General features: G+C 42.2%; 21 protein-coding genes and 1 pseudogene. 11 read left to right on the top strand and 11 right to left on the bottom strand.

What is annotated here, in order from left to right; translation table 11 throughout:
* Window positions 1-338: 338 nt before the first annotated feature.
* The 3 genes from J4861_RS06370 to J4861_RS06380 form a co-directional block, all read right to left on the bottom strand.
* Window positions 339-764, bottom strand: a complete 426-nt coding sequence (locus J4861_RS06370) for an HU family DNA-binding protein (RefSeq protein ID WP_211817301.1) — start codon at window positions 762-764, stop codon at window positions 339-341.
* 382 nt (window positions 765-1,146) lie between these two features.
* Complete coding sequence (locus tag J4861_RS06375) at window positions 1,147-2,745, bottom strand: hypothetical protein (RefSeq protein ID WP_211817302.1); 1,599 nt, start codon at window positions 2,743-2,745, stop codon at window positions 1,147-1,149.
* A 33-nt stretch (window positions 2,746-2,778) separates the two neighbouring features.
* Window positions 2,779-2,982, bottom strand: coding sequence for a hypothetical protein (locus tag J4861_RS06380; protein ID WP_249110891.1), 204 nt, complete (start codon window positions 2,980-2,982; stop codon window positions 2,779-2,781).
* 804 nt (window positions 2,983-3,786) lie between these two features.
* Here J4861_RS06380 and lysS point away from each other — a divergent pair.
* The 7 genes and pseudogenes from lysS (at window position 3,787) to J4861_RS06415 (ending at window position 12,674) form a co-directional block, all read left to right on the top strand.
* Window positions 3,787-5,523 (top strand): lysine--tRNA ligase, encoded by a 1,737-nt coding sequence (gene lysS / locus J4861_RS06385; RefSeq protein ID WP_211817303.1) that lies wholly within the window; start codon window positions 3,787-3,789, stop codon window positions 5,521-5,523.
* A gap of 150 nt (window positions 5,524-5,673) precedes the next feature.
* The gene (locus J4861_RS06390) at window positions 5,674-6,669 is read left to right on the top strand and encodes an NAD(P)H-dependent glycerol-3-phosphate dehydrogenase (RefSeq protein ID WP_211817304.1); all 996 of its coding nucleotides are present in this window, start codon (window positions 5,674-5,676) and stop codon (window positions 6,667-6,669) included.
* Window positions 6,670-6,675: 6 nt separating this feature from the next.
* Window positions 6,676-8,031: a glucose-6-phosphate isomerase gene (locus J4861_RS06395; RefSeq protein ID WP_211817305.1), complete on the top strand. Its 1,356-nt coding sequence runs from the start codon at window positions 6,676-6,678 to the stop codon at window positions 8,029-8,031.
* 386 nt (window positions 8,032-8,417) lie between these two features.
* The gene (locus tag J4861_RS06400) at window positions 8,418-9,155 is read left to right on the top strand and encodes an inorganic diphosphatase (protein WP_211817761.1); all 738 of its coding nucleotides are present in this window, start codon (window positions 8,418-8,420) and stop codon (window positions 9,153-9,155) included.
* 655 nt (window positions 9,156-9,810) lie between these two features.
* Entirely contained in the window at window positions 9,811-10,020 is a 210-nt protein-coding gene (locus J4861_RS06405; protein ID WP_211817306.1) for a hypothetical protein, read from the top strand.
* A gap of 57 nt (window positions 10,021-10,077) precedes the next feature.
* Complete coding sequence (locus J4861_RS06410; RefSeq protein WP_211817307.1) at window positions 10,078-11,646, top strand: hypothetical protein; 1,569 nt, start codon at window positions 10,078-10,080, stop codon at window positions 11,644-11,646.
* A 593-nt stretch (window positions 11,647-12,239) separates the two neighbouring features.
* Window positions 12,240-12,674, top strand: a pseudogene (locus J4861_RS06415) (HU family DNA-binding protein).
* 409 nt (window positions 12,675-13,083) lie between these two features.
* On the opposite strand, the gene rsgA reads toward J4861_RS06415, so the two are convergent.
* The 4 genes from rsgA to rsmA all read right to left on the bottom strand — a co-directional run bounded on the left by rsgA (window position 13,084) and on the right by rsmA (window position 16,194).
* On the bottom strand, window positions 13,084-14,028 hold the full coding sequence (rsgA, locus tag J4861_RS06420; protein ID WP_211817308.1) for a ribosome small subunit-dependent GTPase A: 945 nt from the start codon (window positions 14,026-14,028) through the stop codon (window positions 13,084-13,086).
* A 196-nt stretch (window positions 14,029-14,224) separates the two neighbouring features.
* Complete coding sequence (frr, locus tag J4861_RS06425) at window positions 14,225-14,785, bottom strand: ribosome recycling factor (protein WP_211804794.1); 561 nt, start codon at window positions 14,783-14,785, stop codon at window positions 14,225-14,227.
* A 103-nt stretch (window positions 14,786-14,888) separates the two neighbouring features.
* Window positions 14,889-15,368 carry a GAF domain-containing protein gene (locus tag J4861_RS06430; protein WP_211817309.1) on the bottom strand — a complete coding sequence of 160 codons (480 nt, stop codon included), beginning with the start codon at window positions 15,366-15,368 and terminating at the stop codon, window positions 14,889-14,891.
* 22 nt (window positions 15,369-15,390) lie between these two features.
* A complete protein-coding gene (gene rsmA, locus J4861_RS06435) occupies window positions 15,391-16,194 on the bottom strand; it encodes a 16S rRNA (adenine(1518)-N(6)/adenine(1519)-N(6))-dimethyltransferase RsmA (protein WP_211817310.1) in 804 nt (267 codons plus the stop codon).
* Between the two features lie 78 nt (window positions 16,195-16,272).
* On the opposite strand from rsmA, the gene J4861_RS06440 reads away from it, so the two are divergent.
* From J4861_RS06440 to J4861_RS06450, 3 genes are all read left to right on the top strand, one after another.
* Entirely contained in the window at window positions 16,273-17,301 is a 1,029-nt protein-coding gene (locus J4861_RS06440) for a lysylphosphatidylglycerol synthase transmembrane domain-containing protein (protein ID WP_211817311.1), read from the top strand.
* A gap of 65 nt (window positions 17,302-17,366) precedes the next feature.
* Window positions 17,367-18,821: an aminoacyl-histidine dipeptidase gene (locus J4861_RS06445; RefSeq protein WP_211817312.1), complete on the top strand. Its 1,455-nt coding sequence runs from the start codon at window positions 17,367-17,369 to the stop codon at window positions 18,819-18,821.
* Between the two features lie 210 nt (window positions 18,822-19,031).
* Window positions 19,032-19,895, top strand: a complete 864-nt coding sequence (locus J4861_RS06450) for a hypothetical protein (RefSeq protein ID WP_211817313.1) — start codon at window positions 19,032-19,034, stop codon at window positions 19,893-19,895.
* 76 nt (window positions 19,896-19,971) lie between these two features.
* Here J4861_RS06450 and J4861_RS06455 read toward each other — a convergent pair whose 3' ends face one another.
* The 4 genes from J4861_RS06455 to J4861_RS06470 form a co-directional block, all read right to left on the bottom strand.
* On the bottom strand, window positions 19,972-20,550 hold the full coding sequence (locus J4861_RS06455) for a hypothetical protein (protein WP_211817762.1): 579 nt from the start codon (window positions 20,548-20,550) through the stop codon (window positions 19,972-19,974).
* Window positions 20,551-21,218: 668 nt separating this feature from the next.
* A complete protein-coding gene (locus J4861_RS06460; RefSeq protein ID WP_021672917.1) occupies window positions 21,219-21,641 on the bottom strand; it encodes an RNA-binding S4 domain-containing protein in 423 nt (140 codons plus the stop codon).
* A 31-nt stretch (window positions 21,642-21,672) separates the two neighbouring features.
* On the bottom strand, window positions 21,673-22,245 hold the full coding sequence (gene pth / locus J4861_RS06465; RefSeq protein ID WP_013264629.1) for an aminoacyl-tRNA hydrolase: 573 nt from the start codon (window positions 22,243-22,245) through the stop codon (window positions 21,673-21,675).
* A 32-nt stretch (window positions 22,246-22,277) separates the two neighbouring features.
* Window positions 22,278-22,883, bottom strand: coding sequence for a 50S ribosomal protein L25/general stress protein Ctc (locus J4861_RS06470; protein ID WP_004361332.1), 606 nt, complete (start codon window positions 22,881-22,883; stop codon window positions 22,278-22,280).
* 263 nt (window positions 22,884-23,146) lie between these two features.
* Between J4861_RS06470 and nusB the strand changes: the two genes are divergently transcribed.
* On the top strand, window positions 23,147-24,223 hold the full coding sequence (nusB, locus tag J4861_RS06475; protein ID WP_211817314.1) for a transcription antitermination factor NusB: 1,077 nt from the start codon (window positions 23,147-23,149) through the stop codon (window positions 24,221-24,223).
* The last annotated feature ends 17 nt before the right edge of the window (window positions 24,224-24,240 follow it).

Consider the following 24,240-nt stretch of genomic DNA (forward strand, 5'->3'; position numbering starts at 1 on the left):
AGATAATAAAAGTTGGATAGATAACAAAATCATAGTAGGTTTAATAGGTAGTTAAATACAGGCAAACGTGAATCATAGAGTATATTGTGTTTTAAAACATATCTTAGAAGAATATGTTTTTTGTCTTCATGTGAGAGAAGTTATTCAAAGACCTTACCAAAATTGTTCGCGAACAAATCAAAAAAAGTTCGCGAACAATTTTCAATTTGTTCGCGAACTCTTTCGTCCATATCCTTAACCTAGCTAACAGCCTCCGAATCATTACGCTTCAGTAACTAGTTTAAGGCCTTTCTCGCTCTTCTCACTTTCACTTTAGAAGAGGAACTTAAAAAACTTACTTAAACCGATGGACCCAGAGAACCACCAGAACCTTCTTTCGTCTTTTTCTCTTCCTCCTTGACCGTCTCATACGAGTTCTCGCGCAGCGCAGCTTTTAGTTCTACACCCGGCGTAAACGTTACGCGTGGCTTGATGGTCTCGGTCTTAAAGGCCTTTTCCGTTGCAGCTCCTTCGCTTGAAAGTGTCAAGCGCATCGTGCCAAACTCACCCAGCTGCACGCTAAAGCCATCGCGGAGGTAACTAGGCAAACACTCCATAAAGTTCGACAGTACGTTTTCAATATCACCACGCGTCAGCGAAGAACGCCCCGCAATGTCATGAGCAATATCTCGCAAGGTCTTCTTACCAAGATTTACAGGATTAGCATAATACTTTTCTTCTGTCCGCTTCTGCGGATTCTTCTTCTTTTGGAGTTTAATCTTCATAATTGTTTTGTTTTTAAAAGTAAATATTTAAGTTTTTACAGCATTTCCATGCCTTGGAAATTCCTCTTCCCCCTCATCTATTTTCACAGCCAAAGGTAAGCCTTAAAATTACCTACGGTCAGAAGAAAATTTTCCTTTGTGAAAAATTTCTTTCCAACCGTAGGTACGTAAATTTCTCACCGTAGAGAAATTTTCTTCCAACCCGTTAGAAATTTCTCGCTAACACGTTCCCTGAAAATTTATAACCTATTAAAACTTTTCTTCCAACGAGTTAGATTTTTCCTTGTCTCTCATCCTTTATCCCGTTAGGCACTCCCTTCCCTTTACTTCTCTTCGGCCAGTGACCGCTGGTTCGGAGAGGTTCGGGGTGGGGCTTTTAGGACTACTCAAACCCGTCGACTCTGTATCCGTAGTTGCGGTAGCCGCCGCCGTTCACGTGGACGTGATTATCGGAGAAGTCCAGGTTGTATGCGCCGTCGCTGGACCACGGGCGAACACTAGACGACCAATAGCTGCCGTAGTTGCCAACGTCATACAGCTGACCAAAGAAGTAGGAACCCAAGGCGGGCAGGTAAAAATAATTACCTGCGTCGGCAGCAGAAGGAAGAGTCTGAGATACGGACCAGCTTTGGTCTTTGTTTACTGTACGCCAATCACTGCCGTCTTCAGCCATGTTGGCGTTGAATCCGCTTATCTGTGACTTCTTCTTAAACCACATGCCGCCTTTATATAAATGACCCATGGTTGTCCATAATTCATCTCTATCCCAACGAGGATCGCCTTTGGCTGCATACCACGTCATCTCATTCACGTTGGGAAGACCTACGCAACTTTGAGTTGCATTGAAAGCATTGTAAGGTGCACTGAAACCCTCGTGGTAGTAACGATGGTTTGGGTCAGTGCTGTTCTGAGCGTGGTTTGAAGAACTGTTACCGTTAAGTGTTGGCTGGCCTGTACCTGCTGGCAAGTTCTTTGTCCATTCGTAACCGTACCAATATTGATTCTGTGCGTCCCACATGTAATAATGGTCGCCATCGTAATCCTTTACGTCTAGCTGTGCAGTCATATCGTAGTAGGTGTTAGGAGCATACGTTTTTGGGGATAGAGTTTTTGTTATAGTTCCCTCTACGTTTGTTGCCTTGTCCTTTACCCAATAACGTACCCTTAAAATATGAGCACCTGGCTTAATCACCATGTAAGCTCCGTTTGTAGTTCTGCTAGCTGCATTGTTAGTCAAAGGAAAACCGCTGTTGTAGCTGCTGCCACTTGTTGGGTCTTTTGTCACTAAGATTATCTTTTTGCCGTTTGTTACTGCAGAAGCGTCTAAAGCACCTGTTGTTGGGTTGACAGTGTAGGTCTCCGCTATATCCTTGTCGGAGGTTACCTCTACCTTTGTTAAGTAACAGTTCTGTAGAATTGTGTTACTTGTGTAAGGCTGAAAGACAAGGTAAGCTGGCTGATGCTCTAATTCAAACTTAAACTGTTGCTTGCCTGACACCTTTGTTGCAGTTGCGGTACCATAGTCGCCAGCGGTGCCGAAGTGCTCGGTATTGTCTGGGGCTGTCTGACTTTGGGCGGTTGAGATACTTACAGAGTTGCCGCTGCTGTTCTTGCCCAAGTAATAAACCTTATAACTACTACTTGCAGTAAACTTACCTGGCACCATATACTTAAAAGATGCAACCTTTTGGGTTGGAGCGTTCGTGCTCTTCTGCAATACGCCGTCGTCGTCCTTTACGTAGATATAATCGTCTTTCTCCCAATAGAAGTCTCCACTGTTGTAATCCATTGATGTGCGGGTCTTTGTCTCGTCACCTGCAACAAAGGTAGTGAGATTCTTGTCGTTATCCTCATTGGAGTTCGTTGGGTTCTGGGCTACATCCTCGTTAGCGCAGGATGCAAATGCCAAGCCTATGCCAAACACGACTGCCAAAGACTTTAGTCGTGTGATGAATGAATTCTGTTTCATTGTTTTCTTCATTGTTACTTTGTTCTGTTTGTTAATAACTCTCTGTTACTCTTCCCATGATGGGTTCTGGTTCTCTTCGTCCTTGTCTTCATCCCATGGCATCGAAGCCTTTGCACTTGAAATGGTACCGCCATGATGCGCTGGTCTGTGCTGACTTGGGAAAGACGTGTCCATGAGATAACTCGTTTCGCTTACGCTGACTATCTGGCACACTGGTGAAAGATAGTTCCTTTTTTCTTGTTTCTCCATTTTTGTTTTGAGTTTAATGGTTCATAAAATTAGTCTAATGAATTAATGAAATCTAATGAATTAATGATTTGTGAATATTTGTAAGTCGCTTTTTTTCTTATCTTGCTATTGCTTGCGCTCCTCCTTTTTCTTTCTTGTCTTGTATCTAAACGTTTCTTATTTTGCCTTTTAGCCTGCTCGCAAACAGGCACAAAAAAGCAAACAAAGGAAACTCCGTGAAGTCCTTTGTTTATAACGGTTACACCACGCTTCGCGCGCGCGTAGGATGGAAGAAAAGATGTATGATTAAACGCTAGTAGCGCCTGTGTGTGTGTGTGTGTGTGTGTGTTAGCAAAATATCTGAAACTACCAAATATAAAGCACTAAAAAAGGCAAAGAAATCAAAGTTTCTTTGCTGTGCTAGATTGGTCTGATATGTCATTGCTAGTTTATTCACGGTTGCAAAGGTAAGACATCTTTTTAGAATGGGCAAGGAAATCTTAAAGAAATATATAAATTAGACAGAATAAGCGAGAAAAGACAGGATAACAGATTAACTTTCTTTTTTACCTTTAACTCAAATCGGTTTATTAGGGTCTGAACAAAGTTTGTTTGGGTTGTTCAAGGATTGACATTATAATATATAATTGAGAATAATAAGCATTATTGTTTACTGAATTGATTGGAGATTTACTAAGAATGATAGCTGCTGTGATTTTAGTTTAAGGATATCCCAATGCCATAAAAAAGGAAAAAGCAGCTATAGTTTGCGAATTATTTAGTAAATTTGCATCCTATAAGAATATATTCGATTTAATTATAAATATGAACGTTTTAGAATTATCTGAGCAGGAGATTGGTCGCCGCCAAAGCCTGCAGGAATTGCGTGAGATGGGGATTGATCCCTATCCAGCAGCAGAGTTTCCAACGAATGCTTACTCTACTGATATTAAAGAGCAGTTCAAGGAGGACGAACAGCGTGAGGTTGTAATCGCTGGTCGTATGATGGGACGCCGTGTCATGGGCAAGGCTTCCTTCGCAGAGTTACAGGATAGCAAGGGTAGAATCCAGGTTTATATCACTCGTGACGATATCTGTCCGGGTGAGGATAAAGAATTATATAACAAGGTCTTCAAGAAGTTGCTCGATATTGGTGACTTTATTGGAGTGAAGGGTGAAGTGTTCAAGACACAGATGGGAGAAATCTCTGTTCATGCGAAGGAGATTACTCTTTTGTCAAAGAGTTTGAAGCCACTGCCTGTTGTTAAGTATAAGGACGGTGAGGCATACGATAAGTTTGAAGACCCAGAGCAGCGTTATCGTCAGCGTTATGTTGACCTCGTTGTGAATGAGGGTGTGAAAGATACCTTCTTGAAGCGTGCTATCGTATTGCGTACCATGCGTAAGTTCTTCGATGAGGCTGGTTATACAGAGGTAGAAACTCCTACCTTGCAGAGTATTGCTGGTGGTGCAAGTGCGCGCCCATTCATCACTCACTTCAATGCCCTCAACGTCGATATGTACATGCGTATCGCAACAGAACTTTATTTGAAGCGTCTGATTGTTGGTGGTTTCGAGGGTGTATATGAAATCGGTAAGAACTTCCGTAACGAGGGTATGGACCGTTTCCACAATCCAGAGTTTACTTGTATGGAACTTTATGTACAATACAAGGACTACAACTGGATGATGTCTTTCACTGAGAAACTTCTTGAGAAGATTTGTATAGAGGTAAATGGTAAGCCAGAGGTACAGGTTGGTGACAAGGTTATCAGCTTCAAGGCACCATTCCGTCGTCTACCTATCCTTGATGCAATCAAGGAGAAGACAGGTTTCGATCTCTATGGTAAGACAGAGGAGGAAATCCGTAATATTGCTGTTAACGAGTTGAAACTCGAAGAAATTGATGAGAGTTTCGGTAAGGGTAAGCTCATAGATGAAATCTTTGGTGAGTTCTGTGAGGGTACATATATCCAACCAACCTTCATCACTGACTATCCTGTTGAGATGTCACCACTGACCAAGATGCATCGTTCTAAGCCAGGACTGACAGAGCGTTTTGAGTTGATGGTAAATGGAAAGGAGCTGGCTAATGCTTATTCAGAGCTGAATGACCCAATTGATCAGGAAGAACGTTTCATCGAACAGATGCGTTTGGCTGACAAGGGTGATGATGAGGCGATGATTATCGATCAGGACTTCCTCCGCTCTTTGCAGTATGGTATGCCTCCAACTTCTGGTATTGGTATCGGTATCGACCGTTTGGTAATGCTGATGACCGGTAAGGAATACATCCAGGAAGTATTGCTCTTCCCACAGATGAAGCCAGAACCAAAGATTCCACAGTCTTCTGTTAAGGAATGGGCTGAGCTTGGTGTTGCTGAAGAGTGGGTATATGTTTTGCGCAAGGCAGGCTTCAACCTCATCTCTGACATTAAAGAGGAGAAGGCACAGGGCTTGCAGCAGAAGCTCGGAGATATCAACAAGAAGTACAAACTCGGTTATGAGAAGCCTTCTGTTGAGGCTATTCAGCAGTGGATTGACGGAGCTAACGAAAAGTAAAAAGTAAATGAGAAAGAAGTAAAAGGGCATAAAGTAGGATGAATAACTAAAAGAGAAGTATAACTATAGCAATGGTATTAGGTCATAATACAATACTGATATCTTCCACGTTCTCTACTTTTTCCCTTTTTACTCTTATTCTTAACGTCTATGTTCGACATCGGTAAAATAGCAATCATAGGAAGCGGTAGCTGGGCAACGGCTATCGCTAAGATTGTTGTGGAGCATACGCATCATATTGGTTGGTACTTCCGACGTGACGATAAGATAGAAGAATTTAAGCGGAGAGGACACAACCCTTCTTACCTCACAAGTGTGAAATTTAACATGAATGAGGTGATGCTCTCTTCGGATATCAATAAGATAGTGCAGGAGTATGACACCTTGGTGTTTGTTACTCCTTCTCCTTATCTGAAAGCTTTACTGAAGAAACTGAAGACAAAGCTCAATACAAAGCTAATCTTAACGGCTATCAAGGGTATTGTTCCTGATGAGAACCTTGTTTGTTCAGAGTATTTCCATGAGGCATACGGTGTTCCATACAATAATCTTGCTGTTATTGGTGGACCGTCTCATGCGGAGGAAGTGGCGATGGAACGACTCACCTATCTTACTGTTGGCTGTTCTGATCTTGAGAAGGCACGTGCCTTCACGGAGGTGTTAGCATCAAACTATGTCAAGACTAAGACCTCTCCCGACGTCCTCGGTATAGAGTATGCATCTGTCTTGAAGAACGTTTATGCTATTTCTGCTGGTATTTGTTCTGGCTTGAAGTATGGTGATAACTTCCAAGCAGTGTTGATGTCGAATGCAATGCAGGAGATGGAACGCTTCCTTAATACTATTAATCCAATTCAACGGTCCATCATTGACAGTGTATACCTTGGTGACCAGTTGGTGACGGGATATAGTAAATTCTCGCGTAACCATACCTTTGGAACAATGATTGGAAAGGGATACAGCGTCAAGTCGGCACAGATTGAGATGGAAATGATAGCTGAAGGATATTTTGGTACGAAGTGTATGAAGGAGATTAATCGTCGTCTGCACGTCAATATGCCAATTCTCGATGCAGTTTATAACATTCTCTATGAACGTATCAGTCCACAAATAGAAATTAAATTATTAACAGATTCATTTAGATAAACACAAATGGAAAGTATTAAGTTAGACATCACGAAAGCCGCCCAGTTCTTGAATCCGGGCGCAGTAGAGGCTTATGCTCCTCACGTAGCTGCAGCTCAGGACGCTTTGGAGAAAGCTACTTGTCCTGGTAATGACTTCCTTGGATGGTTGCATTTGCCATCAAGCATTACTCCAGCGTTCCTTAATGAGATTCAGGTGGTTGCCAATACACTCCGTGAGAAGTGTGAGGTGGTTGTCGTTGCAGGTATCGGTGGTTCTTACCTCGGTGCTCGCGCTGTCATCGAAGCTTTGGGTAACAGCTTCGCTTGGCTTGTAAATGACAAGAAGAATCCAACGATTCTCTTTGCAGGTAACAACATCGGTGAGGACTATCTCGCTGAGTTGACAGACTACTTGAAGGATAAGAAGTTTGGTGTTATCAATATTTCTAAGTCTGGTACAACAACAGAGACAGCACTTGCATTCCGTCTTTTGAAGAAGCAGTGTGAGGATCAGTTGGGCAAGGAAGCTGCAAAGGATGTGATTGTTGCTATCACAGATGAGCATAAGGGTGCTGCACGTGCTGCTGCAACTAAGGAAGGTTACAAGACATTTATCATTCCTGACAATGTTGGTGGTCGTTTCTCTGTGCTTACTCCAGTAGGTTTGTTGCCAATCGCAGTCGCAGGTTTCGACGTACAGAAGCTTGTTGAAGGTGCACAGGTAATGGAGAAAGAGACATCTGCTGACGTTCCTTTCGCAAATAATATTGCTGCTCGTTATGCTGCTGTTCGTCAGGGTCTCTACTCACAGGCAGGTAAGAAGATTGAGATTGTTGCTAACTTCCAGCCAAAGCTCCACTTCTTTGCTGAGTGGTGGAAGCAGCTCTACGGAGAGAGCGAGGGTAAGGACCGTAAGGGTATCTTCCCAGCTGCTTGTGACTTCACAACCGATCTTCACTCAATGGGTCAGTGGATTCAAGAAGGTGAGCGTTCTATTTTCGAGACTGTTATCTCTATTGAGGAGCCTAATGCAAAGGTACTCTTCCCACACGATGAGGAGAATCTCGATGGCTTGAACTTCCTCGCTGGTAAGCGTGTTGATGAGGTAAACAAGATGGCAGAGCTCGGTACACGTTTGGCTCACGTTGATGGTGGTGTTCCTAACATCCGTGTCAGCGTTCCTACATTGAACGAGTACTACCTCGGTCAGCTCATCTACTTCTTCGAGAAGGCTTGCGGTATCAGCGGTCTTATTCAGGAAGTGAATCCTTTTAATCAGCCAGGTGTTGAGGCTTATAAGAAGAATATGTTTGCTCTTCTCAATAAGCCAGATTACGAGGCTGAGAGCAAGGCTATACAGGAAAGACTGACAAAGGAATAAGAACCTCCCCCAACCCCTCCAAAGGAGGGGAGGGAAGCCCCACCCAACCCCCTCGAAAGGGCTACTCTTTATACACATCTCTGTTTAACAAAAAATCTTTTAATAAAAGAGTGCGATATAAACAGAATTTAAGAGATTTAATTACTAAAAATCAATGATTTTAGTATTATACAATATAATTCTTATCACAAATTTTAAGTTAATTGAGATGTGTATAAAGAGTAGCTCGAAAGGGGAGGAGTACTTAGCTGAATTTAGTTAAAGGTGGTGTGGGTAGGTTTCAAGGGGGGAATACTATTTTATAATATTCTTAATGTATCCTCAAGTTCTTCACATAGCTGAGGGACTTGAGGATAATAATATATAATAAGGTGAAGAAAATAGCTATGTCGTCTCAATCTCAGCAAAACATTTCCTTTCTCGGAGGGACTTCTTTGAGAGTTCCTCAAGTCGTTCTCTTTGATATGGACGGTGTTCTTTATGATTCAATGCCCAATCATGGTGTTGCGTGGCAGCGTGCTATGAAGGAATTCGGTATTCATTTTACGCTCGAAGATTCATATGCAACAGAAGGAGCGCGTGGTGTTGATACTATTCGTAAGTATGCTAAGGCGCAACTCGGTAAGGAGCTAAGTGAGGAGGAAGCACAGCGGATGTATGATGTGAAGGCGCGTTACTTCCATGAAATGCCAGAAGCAAAAGTGTTTGATGGTGTAATCGACCTTATGCAAAAGATTAAGGCGAGTGGATTAAAGATTGGTATTGTGACAGGAAGTGCACAGCTCCCATTGATAGAGCGTGTCACTCGTGATTTTGGCGACTTCGTTTCTGCAGACCAGATAACGACAGCTTACGATGTGGAACGTGGTAAACCTAATCCTGATCCTTATCTGATGGGATTGCAAAAGGCTGGTAATTATCTACCAACAGAGGGTATTGTTGTTGAAAATGCACCACTTGGTGTTCATGCAGGTGCGGCGGCAGGTTGTTATACGGTGGCAATCAATAGCGGACCATTGCCCGATGCTACTCTTCTTGATGAAGGAGCCAACATCCTCTTTCCAACTATCCGTGAGTTCGCCGACAACTGGGAACTTCTTTTGTCTCTTTTTCCCAATTATTAAGCCTCCACTTCTCCTTTTTCTATATCGCTACAAAGCATGGCAAACAGAACATTATACCTTCCTCCTCATTTCGATGAGAGGTTGAGGTTGAGGCTTTTTCTTTTGTTTTTGTTTGGCTAGTTAATTTATTCTTCTTACCTTTGCGCCCGTGAAACAATTAGCAGTGACATATCAGATGAATCTAGCACAGCAAAGAAACTTTGAATTCTTTGCCTTTTTTAGTGCTTTATATTTGGTAGTTTCAGATATTTTGCTAACACACACACACACAGGCGCACCTAGCGTTTAATCATACTTTTTTTCTTCCATCCTACGCGCGCGCGAAACGTGGCGTAACCCTTGTAAACAAAGGACTTCTAGGAGTTTCCTTTGTTCGCTTTTTTGTGTCCGTTTGCGAGCTATCTAAAAAGCAAAATAAGGACGTTTTAAGCACTGGTTTTACTGCAAAAGATAATTATAATTCTCTGATAATAGTTTGTTTTCCCTCGTTGATTTCTCGGGCAGGCAGCGGTAATGCGCTGTCTGCCTGTAGAGAGGGAGAGGGTAGGCAATCAGAAAGGATAAATAATGAGTTCGTCAGGATGTATATATAAAAGGTGAGTAACAAAGCCACACATAGAGAGTAAATAACAACTATTTTAATCAAATCAAAAAGATGATAAAAACAAAAGAAAGAAAAGTCTATCATGCGCCACAGTGCCAGATAGCACACATGAGTGAAGAAACTAGTCTTATGGCTACCTCTTTCCCTAGCCAGCACAACCCAGGACATCACGCTTCTGGTCCCTCAAGTGCTAAAGCTGCAACAGAGTGGGAAGACATAGAGGAAAGTAGCAAGGGAACTTCTACTTCATGGGAAGACTAAGCAAGAGAGTTATTAACCAAGTAAAGAAAACAGAATCAAAAAAAGAAAAGACAGACAATGAAAAAGAAATTATTTAAGACACACCTGCTTTCGTTCGCAGCTTTCTGCGGACTTGCGTTGGCATTCTCATCGTGTGCCAATGAAGACGTAGCGCAGAGCACAACGGGCACAGACAAGGAGAATGACAAGAACCTCACAACGTTTGTTGCAGGGGACGAGGCAAAAACTCGTACAACGATGGATTACAATACTGGTAATTTCTATTGGGAGGCTGGCGACAAGATCTATGTAAAGGATGATGACGGTACATGGCAGGTTAGCAACAATGCGCCAACAGGTAAGGTTGCTTTTTTCAAGTTTAAGGTGCCAGGCAAGTTCAAGAACCATACAACCTATAAGGTTTACTACCCTGGTAAGAACGGTAGCAACGATCAAGTAACCATTTCTGCAGCACAGACACAAGCAACGCCAAACACAACCGATCATTTTGGAGAATCTGGTGATTGCGGAACAGCTAATGCATCGAAGCAGTCAAACGGTTCGTTTGCTTTTGCACTTGATCATCAAGCAGCTATCCTTGTCTTTCAACCATATACAAGTAATACGATTTTAAAAGACTGCTACCTGACCAAGGTTGAAGTAACCTCTGACAACGATATTACTCACACCTATACATTTGACCCAACTACCGGTGAGTTGACAGGTACGGGCAGTGGCAAGCAGATTATTCTTACCACCAAGGGGAGCGGTGCTTACGTTAATGGCTTCCCATTAACAAATACCTCTGCTAGTGTAGCAACCAACGGTGCCTACATGGTTATTAAACCAGGCACACATGTTCTCAGAGTACGCTATTGGATAAAAGATGTAGTCACGAATGTTGAGGGAACAATTACGAAGATTTTGAGTTCTTACAATTACGCAAAGAATACGTACTATGACATGACAGCAAACCTCAACGTAAAGGATTACGATGGCGACCATTATTATCAGTGGGATGCGCAGAAACAATATTGGGACGGTTATGAATGGACAAAGAATCTTGCAAACGGTCAGCCAACTCTCAACGGCAACAGTTCATCAAACTATGCCCAGAACAACAGCGATCCACGTTGGTATAACGAGGGTAACGGTCCATTACAAGCTACCCAGACATGTGCCACTCTTCCTAACGCAAACGAGATGTCTTGGTACGCAATGTATGGTGATCCCCGTTGGGATGCAGATGAACTATGGACTACTATGGGTCACTTATACAAAGGTGGTATGTGGTTTAAGAAAAAGTCTGTGTTGATAGCCGAACATCATTATGACACAGAGAAATCTGCAGATAATACAACTGACTCACGTACAACGTTAAAAAGCTACTATAATAACAGTAGTAGTATCTATAATTCAGGTCTCCCCTCTGTTGTCGAAGCAAATAATTATTTCTACCTGCCCGCCTTGGGGCACTACCACTTTGGTCAACTGGGAGGCGTTGGCGTTGAAGGCAACTATTGGTCATCTAGTACTCATTCATGGCAAAACTACAGCGCGTGCATCCTGACTTTCGGCAGTGCTAACGTCTACGTAGACTACTACGATCGTTACAACGGATTTAGGAACGATCCTTTGTTTGAGTAGCCCTAAGGGCCTCATCTCCAGCCCTCTCCTACAGAGAGGGAGTGCCTAACGGACAAGGGATTTTGTCGTCACATTCACCGTATTTAATAGAGTGTTCTACGATTAAAAAAAAAGGAGAATGGGGTGCGTAAAAAATCTAACGGGTTACAAGAAAATTTCTAACGTGTTAGAAATGTACGGGGAACGGGTTAGCGAGAAATTTCTAACGTGTTAGAAATTTTCTTCCGACCCGTTAGAAATTTTGCTCTGACCTAATATGATACGCATTCCATCGCTGCACTCACCGTATCTGCGCGCTGGCGGATGCGTATCTAGCTACTCGTAGATACGCATTGCGCAGCTGCTAGATACGTATCTAACGGCAACGCGCACCGTATCTGTCAGCACGTAGATACGTATTCGGCAGTAAGGCAATATGCATCTGGTAGGAGGGGGATGCTGAAAGAGTGAAAAATGAAGCGGTGATAGGAGGAAAATAAATTAAGAAAATAGAATGGGGGCAGCATGAAGATGCATGAGGAAAGCTGCAGAGGTGTGCTGCCCTATACTATGATAAACAACAATAGTATTAATAATTTAAAAACCAAAACATCATGAAAATTCGTTTAGTACCAAAGAAAAATCCGCAGCAGCGGGAGGAAGTGAAGTTTTATGCTAATCCTGTAAACGTGGGGCGTAAAACGTTGGATGATATTGCTCGTGACATTTCGGGTCGCTCATCGCTGACACGTGGTGACGCCTCAAACGTGCTCTATAACTTCATTGATTGTTTGCCCCATTATCTCCGTGATGGTTTTAGTATTCAGTTGGGCGAGTTCGGTACGATGCGTTTAACCTTATCCAGTGAGGGAGCGTAGAATGAGAAAGCCTTTAAAACCGAAACGATCAAACCTCGAGTAACGTTTACGCCAAGCGTGGAGTTGAAAGCAGCCTTGCGCGATAACTCGTATGAGACACCGAAAAAGAAAAAGGAAGAAAAAGAGGAGAAGGAAAACAAAGAAGGGGGAAGTGGACCAGTGGCAGGATAAGACCTCTCCAAACTTCCTCTAGAAAGAGGAATGTGCCTAGCGGTATGTGGTTCGTAAGAGTCTTATTTGCTCGATTTGAAATGATTTATTAATGTCTGCCGTTAGGCACTCCTTATTAGTCAGACCGTATCCGAGAAATTATTTAAATCGTTTCAAAATAAACGAATCATACGTAGATATAGGGACAAAAGCTCCTATTGTCTTTTGCGTATTCATTTGTTGCCTCTTTAGGAACTTTGTGTCGCTTTGGAGCTCTGTTAGGTTTGTTTGTTCTGTGATTAAAATGTTTTAGCGAAGAATGACAAATTATGTTACTAAACGAAATGTTCCTATGTTATTCTGTCTTCAAAGTATGTCTTGTCTGTCAGAAAGGTGTTTATAGCTTGTTAAATAGCTTTTCTAGGAATCTTTAGAAAGCCTCACGATATTTATTTTCTTCCTTATCTTCGAGCATTGAAAGATAACTGTTATATCGGCTTTCTGCAATATAATGTTCTTCGATAGCCTTTCTTACTGCGCAGCCGGGCTCATGTGTGTGCGTACAGTTTGAGAATCGACAATCTTTTGAGAACTTGAAGATTTCACGGAAGTAGCTTGTCAACTCTTCACGTTCTATATTAAAGGTTCCGAATCCCTTGATACCCGGTGTGTCAATAAGATATCCACCCATTGGCAACTCCAGCATCTCGCTGAATGTAGTAGTGTGCATACCCGTGTTATGTACATCGGAAATCTCTGCCGTACGGAGGTTGACATGGGGTAGGAGAGCATTGATAATCGTTGACTTTCCTACGCCACTATTACCGCTCAAAAGTGTTACCTTTTCAGCTAATAATGGTTTTAGTTTCTCCACACTGAATTCATTATTAGCTTCGGCACTCGCTTGTATCTCTACGCACTGATAACCGATGGTCTCATAGAGATTCATTACTGCATGCTGGTAACGTAGTTCATCTTCATCAAGCAGGTCGTGTTTATTAAAGACGAGTGTTACTGGAATGCGGTAAGCTTCAGCACTGGCGAGGAAGCGGTCGATGAATGTGGTGGAAGTTTCGGGATAGTTTGTTGTGACAATCAAGAACGCTTGGTCGATATTAGCAGCAATGATATGGCTCTGCTTAGAGAGGTTAGGTGACTTTCGGATAATATAATTCCTACGGTCTTCTATCTCAGTGATGAAAGCCGTTCCCTCCTGATTAGGCGTGATGATAACATGGTCACCAACAGCCACAGGATTGGTAGAGCGAATCCCCTTCAAACGGAAATTGCCCTTAATCTTGCTATCTATCGTCTTGCCTTCCTCGGTCTTTACCGTGTACCAACTACCTGTGTTCTTTATTACTAAGCCGCGCATAAAAATAAGGAAGCCTCCCCCAACCCCTCCGAAAGGAGGGGAGTGCCTAACGGAAGCCAGTTAGAATAATATTTTATCGCTTACAAACAGTCTATTATAACCGCTTGTATGTTTTTGTTTGAGTAAGGTATTGATAATATATCAGAAGCACTTGCCTATTACATCCCCTCCTTTCGGAGGGGCTTGGGGAGGTTTTTTAAACGGTCATAATCTCTTTCTGCTTATCCTCTAACAGTGTTTCAACCTGCTTGATAAACTTGTCATGAATCTTCTGCAAGCTGTCTTCAGCATCCTTCTCATTATCTTCTGAAAGACCATCCTTGATAGCTTTCTTCAGTTTTTCCTTGATGTCAGAACGCACATTGCGAATCTCAACCTTTGTGCGCTCACCAATCTTGTTACACTGCTTTACCAAGTCACGACGACGCTCCTCTGTTGGCTGAGGCAAGTTCAGACGAATCAATTCACCATTGTTCTCTGGTGTGATACCAACATCTGAGTCCATGATAGCCTTTTCAATATCTTTGATAGCCTTTTTATCCCATGGCTTGATAGCAATGGTACGTGCGTCAGGCACCATGACTGAGGCAACCTGATTCAAAGGAACCTTTGAACCGTAAGATTCTACTCGTACACCATCGAGGATGGCTACGTTTGCACGGCCAGCACGGATGCGCTGCAACTCATCACCGAGATACATCGTTGCCATTTCCATGCGCTCGCTGGCATCATTTAATGTCTGCTTAACGTCTAACATATATTCGTAATATTAAATTTCTACTTTACAAAAATAGGTATTAATTCGGATATGCACAAGATTTTACTTTACTTTTTTGTCAAAACAAGGTTTTCTATCCTTTCTATTGGAAGAGGTCTTGTGTTTCTGCCATTAGTAGTTCGATGATACGTTCCAAACCTTCTTTATCGTCTTCGTTGAAGTCGTTGAGCTGGGTACTATCAATGTCGAGTACACCACGGAAAGTATGTGAGTCATCATACATCGGAACAACAATCTCACTGCGTGAAAGACTACTACAAGCAATGTGTCCAGGGAATTTCTCTACATCGGGAACAATAAGGGTGCGTTCTTCTTTCCATGCCTTCCCACAGACACCCTTGCCGAATGGGATGACGTAACAGGCTACTGACCCCTGAAAAGGACCTAATCTCAACATATTTCCATTCTCTTGGAGATAAAAGCCCACCCAAAAGAAACGCTCTGGAAAGGTGTCATGCAATGCTGCTGACACATTTGCTAAGATACCTACAAGGTTTGTTTCATCCTTAATAAGTCCGGCAATCTGTAGTATGAGTTGGTTATATTGTTCTTTTCTTGTCATTAGGAGTTATATTTCTTCCTATTTATTGTCCAATAATCTTCAATTGTTCCTCAACCATGTTTGTTAGTTCAACAAACTGAGCGATAGATAGTTGCTCTGGACGTTTGGTCATAATGTCTTGCTCATAGAAACCATCAGTAGGTTTAACCGCATTGAATATCTGTCGTAAGCTCACCCGTAACATCTTACGACGCTGGTTGAACACAGTCTTCACCACACGTTTAAAGAGTAGCTGATCACAGCCAATGTCCGTCACTTCGTTGCGTGTCATACGGATAACGGCACTCTTAACCTTTGGAGGAGGATTGAAGACATTCTCATCTACGGTAAAGAGATATTCCACATTATACCATGCTTGCATCAAGACGGATAAGATACCATACGTCTTTGAGCCAGGTCCAGCAGCCATACGCTGTGCGACCTCACGTTGTATCATACCCGTACAGCAAGGGATAAGGTCTTTATACTCAAGCATCTTAAAGAAAATTTGAGACGAGATGTCGTAAGGATAGTTGCCTGTCAACACAAACTGTCTACCATCAAAGACTTCATTTAAATCCATGCGGAGGAAGTCTTGTCCAAGAATATTCTCACGTAACTTAGGGAATTTCTCGTAGAGGAAAGCAACACTTTCCGAGTCTATCTCTACAGCTTTCACTTCACGTGGCTTCTCAACAAGATATTGAGTAAGGACACCCATACCTGGTCCAATCTCTAATACAGGGATATCTGGACAGGCATCAACGGTGTCAGCAATCTGACGAGCTATGCTTAAGTCAGTAAGGAAGTGCTGACCCAAATTCTTCTTTGGCTTGACTAATTTCATAATTTTTCTTTATTTGCCTACAAAGATACTCATTTTATTTTGCATTAAAAAACATTTTAATTATCTTTGCTCCATTATATGAGGACGAAGAAACTGTTCAACAATACTGTGAAGATTGCATTGCCGTTACTACTTGGAAGTGCAATCCTTTATTGGATGTATAGGGGATTCGACTTCTCCAGTATCAAACATGTACTGCTACATGAGATGAACTGGACCTGGATGATTCTCTCACTCCCTTTCGGCATACTGGCGCAGGCTTTTCGTGGGTGGAGATGGAAGCAGAGTCTTGAACCTATCGGTGAGCATCCACGCGCATCGGTCTGTGTTAACTCTATCTTTCTTTCTTATGCTGTCAGTCTGCTTATTCCCCGCATTGGTGAGTTTGCTCGTTGTGGAGTGTTGAATAGATATGATAAGATTGCCTTCCCAAAAGCTATTGGTACAGTAGTGACTGAGCGTGCAGTAGATACGCTTATTGTATTATTCATCAGTGCCACAGCCTTTTTGATGCAGATAAGAGTTTTCACGAACTTCTTTTCAAGGACAGGTACACGTATTGATGATATCTTCGGTATGTTCTCACCAACGGGCTGGCTGGTAACGGCTATCTGTGGTGTTGCATCAATTATCCTCTTCTATTATGTGCTACGTCACCTATCTTTCTACAAGAAAGTGAAGGAGATGTTAGGTGGTATATGGCAGGGAATAAGTTCTTTGCGTAAAGTAAAGAATATACCTTTGTTTATCTTCTACAGTCTGGCGATATGGGGAAGTTACTTCCTTCATTATTACTTGACATTCTTTTGCTTTGATGCAACAGCAAACCTCGGTCTTTCTTGTGCACTTGTAAGCTTTGTCGTTGGCTCAATAGCTGTTATTGTACCAACGCCTAATGGAGCAGGACCTTGGCATTTTGCAGTCAAAACAATGCTGATACTTTATGGGGTGGCAGACAATCAAGCACTCTATTTTGTACTGATTGTACATACCATTCAAACCTTGCTGGTTATTCTCTTAGGTGTTTACGCATGGATGACACTGAGCTTTACGAAGACACCAGTGGCATTGGGTGGTCCAGCTGAACTTACCCGCCCTGCAAAGTAATTGTAGAAGAAGATAGTTTTGAACGAATGAATAAACAATGATAATAACCTTTTAAAATCAACATTATGAGTGAAATAAGAAATCTTAAGCCAGAAGGCCTTTGGAGAAATTTCGATGATCTGACACAGGTTCCACGTCCTTCTGGATTGCCAGAGAAAGTACAGAAGTTCTTGTTAGACTTTGCTGCAAGAGTAGGTGTTGAATCATATATCGATGCTGGTGGCAATGTTGTAATGCGTAAGCCTGCTACACCGGGATATGAAAACCGTAAGACAGTTCTGTTGCAGGCGCATATGGACATGGTTTCACAGAAGGCTCCAGATAGTAATCATAACTTTGAAACAGACCCAATCGTGACACATATCGTGGATGGATGGGTATATGCAAACAACACTACACTTGGTGCTGACGATGGTATCGGTGTTGCTGCTATCATGGCTGTCATGGAAGATAAGACCTTGAAGCATGGTGTCGTAGAGGCATTGATTACTCGTGATGAGGAAACGGGTATGTATGGTGTCAACGAAATGCCAAGTGGTGAGTTGCACAGTGATATCCTTATGAACCTTGACTCTGAGACATGGGGTAAGTTTGTTATTGGTTCTGCAGGTGGTGTTGACATTACTTCAACCGTAGCGTATAAGGAAGTAGCAAATGATCAAGAAGCTGCTGTCAAGGTAACTTTGAAGGGTTTCCGTGGTGGTCACTCTGGTCTGGAAATCAATGAGGGCCGTGCCAATGCGAATAAGGAAATGGTTCGCTTTGTACGCAATGCAGTTAACGAACTTGGTGTACGTTTAGCTTCTTGGGAAGGTGGTAATATGCGCAATGCTATTCCATTCAAGGCTGAAGTTGTTTTGGCATTGCCACAGAGCAAAGTTGCAGCTTTGAAGGATATGGTTGCTCGTCAGAAGGCACTCGTAGAAGACGAATTCAAGGGTATTGAACCTAATGTAGAGTTCTTTGTAGAGGATGTAGAGAAGCCTGAAAACATTGTTCCTGCAGATGTTCAGGAGAAGTTAATCAATGCTATCTATGCCTGTCATAATGGCGTATTGCGTATGATTCCATCTTATCCTGACGTTGTTGAGACTTCGTCAAACCTTGCAATTATACATATTGAGCCAACTAAGGCAACGATTATGATTCTTGCTCGTTCAAGCCGTGAGGACATGAGAGACTATATCTCTGCTCAGTTGGAAAGCTGCTTTAATATGGCTGGCATGAAGACAGTCTTCAGTGGTCAATATGGTGGTTGGGATCCAAACCCAGAGAGTGAAATCCTTAACCTCTTGAAGAAGGTTTATAAGGAGCAGAACGGTGTAGAGGGTATTGTGCAGGTAGACCACGCTGGTCTTGAATGTTCAGTCATCCTCGGCAAGTATCCAGGTATGGATGTTGTTAGTCTTGGTCCAACTCTCCGCAGTCCACATACAGCAAAAGAGCGTCTTGAGATAGCAACTGTTGAGCCATTCTGGAAGCTTCTCGTTCAGACTTTAGAGGAGATTCCTGTCAAGTAGAACCGATGAGGCTGTGACAAACAGCTGAATAGAGGATAAATAAAAGAATAGATAATAGAACTGTTTTCCGTCTTTTTATATGAAGCTGGGAAGCAGTTCTTTTTTTATCTATATTATTTAAGGTACAAACTTGCAATGTTAAACTTTTTTATTTATTTTTGTGGGCAAATCTATGAATCAGATTTGTTGTTAATTATAAAAAGAAATACGATGAAAAAGAATAGAAATACAAAGTCATTTAAAGCTTTGTTACTTATCGCTTTGGGTATGGGTATTCTGTCTGCTTGTTGTGCACCAGGAGTTCGGAAAGCTCCTACCGCTGCTCAGGTTGAGGATACGTCTGCTGTTCGCGAGGATAAAACAATGAAGACAGAAGATTACGCTAACGAGAGTGTGATGATGGATACAGTCTATGGAGACTGGCATGTTCGGGTTGACACTGTTGATAGTAAGACTAAGGTGAAGAATTCTGATGAGTTTGTAAAGAAGGTGGTCGTGACGATTTCAAAGGGTGGTAAAGTCTTGTTTGATAAAAAAGTCTTTACACGAGAAGACTTTTGTAAAGGTGCGAACGAGGAATTTCAGGTTTATGCTGTTTTTCCCGACATAACTAACACTTCTGTTTATTTGCCAGTTTCTATCTGTTATCCAGAAACGGATGATGGTTTTACCGTCTGGTTGGCGTTGTCTAAAGATGGAAGTAGTAAGGTTTATCCTGTTCCTCTGGCATTGGACGAGTCAGACATGGTAACATCTTTTTATGTAAAGTACATTCATGAGTTGCAGCAGAAGCCAGTGGATAAGGCTTCACTATTGAAACTTGCCCGTGATTATGGCTCTCCTAAGTTTATGGAACAGCTGACAAAGGAAGGGGTGGATGTTGTCTTACCCGCAAAGGTGCTTGCTCGAAAGGATATGAAAGTAGTTCCAGAAGTTGAACTTGTGAAGGGTGGTTGTCTGGTAAGATTCTCTACTTCATACGATAATACCCAGCCTTTTGATTCAATACGTGTTGTGTTGAAGGAGCGTCAGGTCAAGATATGTGACTATATGATTGATAAGGTGATTCACTAATTTCTCAGTGTTTGTAAACACAAAGCAGGGGCGCACGATACGTACATCCCTGCTTTTGTTATTATCTGTTTCTTAATTAAAATGCCCAACCGAAGCCGAGGTATGGAAAGAAGAATGCTTTCTTAACTGCATTCTTCTCGCCAATAGTAAAAGAAGGACTGAAACCTGCACGGAACAGGAAACCCTTGTTAGATACGTGACGATAGCCGATGTTTCCAAAGATATAGTAGCCGAATTTGTTACGACTCTCATTGTAAGCCAGCCAGGTCTTTGTTCCTTCTGGAGTGTTATACTCTCCCACAGCATGCTTCTGTTGGTCAGCTGACAACGAAGACTTCGGACCATCTACAGACTCCACAAAGATACCGTGTATATTGTATATACCCACACTTGTACCCACACCAACCTCAAGGTTGTTCTTTTGGCTACCCAAGAGATAGTTAACTTCCAATGGTACAGCATAGCCACGTACGTCTGAACCTTCCCAGAAAATGCTGGAATTATGACCATAACCGAAGCTCAATCCGGCTCTCCATCCGAAGCGTGTGTGGTCGTTGAAACGTGCATCATAGTTGATACCTGCAAGGTTTGACGGACCCAATAGCTCCAAGTAAACGGCTTTGTCCTTTTCTAATCCGTTAGATTCCTGTGCCATAGCCATTGTGTGTAAGCCGAGGAACAGTGCGAAAATTAGTAATTTCTTCATTCTTTTAGTTATATATGATTATTTGTTACAAAGGTATAAAAAAATAACAGTAACAAAGAATTTGTTAAGGTTTTATAGAAATGGGATAAGTATATTGTCGTTGTGTGATTTTTTATAGATGTAGAGGGAGTTGGTAAGGATGTTTATCATTGTATATTTTGTAATAATATTTCACATCTTCTATTTTTATTGATGCTTAATTGGCTTCTAAAAGATGCTTTTTAAGCTTTCAAAAGGTACCCTTTTGAGGTCTTACTAACGCCCTTTTGAAGTCCAATTAGGCATCTTTTAAAATGGTGTTTTGTAATCGGTTGATTTGTTGATAGTTATAGATGTGTGTGAAAGGGGGCATTTCTGCCCTTTTCAGACAATATAACACAAGAATTTTGTAATGATATTTCGCAGGCTTTACGTTGTAGTAGAATATGCTTTTAAGTTAAGATAATGAGCTGTTTTTATATAAGAATGCACGGCTCTTATATCCGTTTATAATTGTTATTAACGGAGTGTGAGTCGTGCATTCCTATATTTTTACAATAGCCTTTGTTGCAATGTCAGCGGGATATAGCCTTTGTCATGCTGTCTATTAGTTTGTTTTAACCTATCAGACAACGATTTTAGAAAGTTTCATCCTCATCATCGTCCTCATCAAAACCAAATAGGGTAGGGTCGACGAAGGCATCCATCTGACGGCGGTCCTTCTTAGTTGGGCGTCCTGTTCCACGTGCTCTGTCGACAAAACCACTGATACGGCTCATCTCTAAGAGTTCGTACTGCTTAGCATCGGTCACATTCTCGTAGACTTCAGGGATGAGTTTTGCACCAACACGTTGTTCAATTGGTTTGAGAACCTTGAACGAATAGGTGATAGGCGACTTCTTAACACTCACCACTTCCCCCGCTTTGATTGTGTGGGAAGGTTTTACGTTGATACCTTTTATCGTGACACGACCATTCTTGCAGGCGTCTGCAGCGATGGAGCGGGTCTTATAGATGCGGGCAGCCCATAGCCATTTGTCAATTCTTGCAATATCGTTCATAGTCTCATCATATATTAAAGAGGATGTGCGATTACTTCTTTCCGAGTTTATTAAACTGGTTCATAGTGATGTCGAGACCAGCAAGGGCAAAACTCTTGATAATGTCTACGCCTAAGTCGATAGCTGGCTGAAGTTCTTTCATCTCCTCGTCAGAGTAGCGACCTAATACCCAGTCTACCTGTCCACCACGTGGATAGTCGTTGCCAACACCCATACGCAGACGAGCATAGTTCTGTCCGATAAGTTGCTGGATATGTCCTAAACCATTGTGACCACCATTAGATCCGTTTCCTTTCAAGCGGAAAGCACCTAATGGAAGGGCTACATCATCAGAGACAACTAAGAGCCGACTCTGGTCGATATTCTCCTTGTTGAGCCAGTAGCGTACGGCATTTCCTGATAGATTCATGAATGTCGTAGGCTTCAAAAGAATAATCTTGCGACCCTTGACCGTTGTCTCTGCTACGAAACCATAACGCTTATCCTCAAAAACAATATTGGACGCTTTAGCGAAAGCGTCCAATACCATAAATCCTGTATTGTGTCTGGTTCCCTCGTATTCATAGCCAGGGTTACCCAATCCACAAATCAAATACTTGTCCAATTCTTATATTGAATTAATTATTGTCGTAGAGATTACTCTGCCCCAGCAGCTGCAGCAGCCTGCGCAGCCTGGATAGAATTACGTGTAGCCTTGATAGAGCAAACTACAACCTCCTTTGGAGTTACCAACTCAAGACCCTCGAAGCTCAACTCGCCAACCTTGATACTCTTACCAAGACGAAGCTCAGTAACGTTGATATCGAGGTGCTCTGGAATCTGCTGATAAGGAGCCTTAACGTTAATCTTACGGATAGACATGTTCATACGACCACCATCGCGAACACCCTGTGCCAAACCTACGAGCTTAACTGGTACACCCATAACGATTGGCTTCTGGTCGTTAACCTCATAGAAGTCTACGTGAAGCAGAGCATCTGTTACTGGGTGGAACTGGAGTTCCTTAAGAACTGCAGTACGTCTCTCACCATCAATAATCAACTCTACAACGTAGATGTGTGGTGTGTAAACCAACTTACGCAACTCTGACATAGGAGCTGTGAATGAGAATGCTACTGGCTTGCCATCCTGCTGTGCCTCACCATAGAGGTTACATGGAATCAAACCCTCCTTACGGAGCTGCTTAGAAGCTTTCTTTCCAAGGTCTGTACGCTTCTGACCTGTTACTTTAATTTCTTTCATAATTCTGTGTTACTCTAAATTAATATGAACTTTAATTCGCCATCACACACTGAGAGACTAAGGAATTGGAAATCTAATGAATATCACAACTTTCAATCCTCAATTTGCAAAAAGCGTTGCAAAGTTACTTCTTTTCAATGGATTGAGCAAGTATTCTCTAAAAAAACATAGAAAAAGATACTAATGCTTGCATGTACGAAGGAAATTTCCTACATTTGCAAAATAAAGTATTCAATACGAAACACAATCTTTTAGAAAAGACAATGATCAATAGGGAATTAATAAGAATTAAGATTGTCCAGTTAACCTATGCATACTATCAGAACGGTAACAGGAATATGGACAATGCTGAGAAGGAACTTCTTTTCAGCTTGGCGAAAGCGTATGACCTCTACAATTACCTCTTGGCCTTAATCGTATCAATCACGCAAGAGGAGCGCCATCGCGTGGAGATAGCTGCAACTCGTGCCAACCGTGAAGGGACAGAGGCTCCCTCAAGTCGTTTTGTAAACAATAAGTTTGCTGTTCAGTTGGAAGAGAATAAGCAGCTTAACCTTTTCATGGAATCACAAAAACGTCGTTGGGAAGATGATATGGAGGCTGTTCGTAAACTCTGTGATCAGATTGAACAGAGTACTATCTACCAAGAGTACATGGCAAGTGATGATGATTCGTACGAGGCAGACCGTGAGGTGTGGCGTAAGATATATCGTACTCTCATACAGGAGAATCCTGATTTGGACGCTGTGTTGGAGGAGAAGAGTCTTTATTGGAATGATGATAAGGAAGTTGTTGATACCTTCGTTATCAAGACTATCAAACGATTCGACCCTGCTAACGGTGCTGATCAAGAACTTCTGCCAGAATATCGTGACGAAGAGGACCGTGACTTTGCACTTAAACTCTTCCGTTCAACTATCCTCAATGCAGACGATTATCAGCGTTATATGAGTGAGTCAAGTCGTAACTGGGATTTCTCTCGCTTGGCTTATATGGATGTTGTCATCATGCAGATAGCTATTGCTGAGATGCTTACATTCCCTAATATCCCAGTAACGGTGACCATCAACGAGTATGTTGACTTGGCTAAATTGTATAGTACACCGCGAAGTGGTGGATATATCAATGGTATGCTTGATACAATTGCACGTCATCTCATACAGACTGGTAAGATGATGAAGACAATGCCTGAGCCTCGTCAGCATCGTCCTCGCAATGATCGTCAAGAGGAAAGAGCACCACGTCGTGAGGGACGTCGCCCAACGATTGCGCAAACTTCTGCTCAGCGTGTGGCTTATCGTCAGCAGCAAGCAACTGATCAGGCGGAGAATAAGGAATAAAGTCATAGGCGGGAAGC

It is taken from the genome of Prevotella melaninogenica, from assembly GCF_018127925.1.
Lineage (GTDB): Bacteria > Bacteroidota > Bacteroidia > Bacteroidales > Bacteroidaceae > Prevotella > Prevotella melaninogenica_C.

What these genes read in the sequence shown, in the direction of transcription:
- J4861_RS06405 (WP_211817306.1), top strand. Translation starts at nt 9,811, where the DNA reads ATGATAAAAACAAAAGAAAGAAAAGTCTATCATGCGCCACAGTGCCAG.
- rsmA (WP_211817310.1), bottom strand. Translation starts at nt 16,194, where the DNA reads ATGAAATTAGTCAAGCCAAAGAAGAATTTGGGTCAGCACTTCCTTACT.
- lysS (WP_211817303.1), top strand. Translation starts at nt 3,787, where the DNA reads ATGAACGTTTTAGAATTATCTGAGCAGGAGATTGGTCGCCGCCAAAGC.
- nusB (WP_211817314.1), top strand. Translation starts at nt 23,147, where the DNA reads ATGATCAATAGGGAATTAATAAGAATTAAGATTGTCCAGTTAACCTAT.
- J4861_RS06450 (WP_211817313.1), top strand. Translation starts at nt 19,032, where the DNA reads ATGAAAAAGAATAGAAATACAAAGTCATTTAAAGCTTTGTTACTTATC.
- J4861_RS06455 (WP_211817762.1), bottom strand. Translation starts at nt 20,550, where the DNA reads ATGGCACAGGAATCTAACGGATTAGAAAAGGACAAAGCCGTTTACTTG.
- J4861_RS06375 (WP_211817302.1), bottom strand. Translation starts at nt 2,745, where the DNA reads ATGAAGAAAACAATGAAACAGAATTCATTCATCACACGACTAAAGTCT.
- J4861_RS06460 (WP_021672917.1), bottom strand. Translation starts at nt 21,641, where the DNA reads ATGAACGATATTGCAAGAATTGACAAATGGCTATGGGCTGCCCGCATC.
- J4861_RS06470 (WP_004361332.1), bottom strand. Translation starts at nt 22,883, where the DNA reads ATGAAAGAAATTAAAGTAACAGGTCAGAAGCGTACAGACCTTGGAAAG.
- J4861_RS06445 (WP_211817312.1), top strand. Translation starts at nt 17,367, where the DNA reads ATGAGTGAAATAAGAAATCTTAAGCCAGAAGGCCTTTGGAGAAATTTC.
- J4861_RS06400 (WP_211817761.1), top strand. Translation starts at nt 8,418, where the DNA reads ATGTCGTCTCAATCTCAGCAAAACATTTCCTTTCTCGGAGGGACTTCT.
- J4861_RS06390 (WP_211817304.1), top strand. Translation starts at nt 5,674, where the DNA reads ATGTTCGACATCGGTAAAATAGCAATCATAGGAAGCGGTAGCTGGGCA.
- J4861_RS06410 (WP_211817307.1), top strand. Translation starts at nt 10,078, where the DNA reads ATGAAAAAGAAATTATTTAAGACACACCTGCTTTCGTTCGCAGCTTTC.
- J4861_RS06395 (WP_211817305.1), top strand. Translation starts at nt 6,676, where the DNA reads ATGGAAAGTATTAAGTTAGACATCACGAAAGCCGCCCAGTTCTTGAAT.
- J4861_RS06430 (WP_211817309.1), bottom strand. Translation starts at nt 15,368, where the DNA reads ATGACAAGAAAAGAACAATATAACCAACTCATACTACAGATTGCCGGA.
- J4861_RS06440 (WP_211817311.1), top strand. Translation starts at nt 16,273, where the DNA reads ATGAGGACGAAGAAACTGTTCAACAATACTGTGAAGATTGCATTGCCG.
- J4861_RS06370 (WP_211817301.1), bottom strand. Translation starts at nt 764, where the DNA reads ATGAAGATTAAACTCCAAAAGAAGAAGAATCCGCAGAAGCGGACAGAA.
- rsgA (WP_211817308.1), bottom strand. Translation starts at nt 14,028, where the DNA reads ATGCGCGGCTTAGTAATAAAGAACACAGGTAGTTGGTACACGGTAAAG.
- J4861_RS06380 (WP_249110891.1), bottom strand. Translation starts at nt 2,982, where the DNA reads ATGGAGAAACAAGAAAAAAGGAACTATCTTTCACCAGTGTGCCAGATA.
- frr (WP_211804794.1), bottom strand. Translation starts at nt 14,785, where the DNA reads ATGTTAGACGTTAAGCAGACATTAAATGATGCCAGCGAGCGCATGGAA.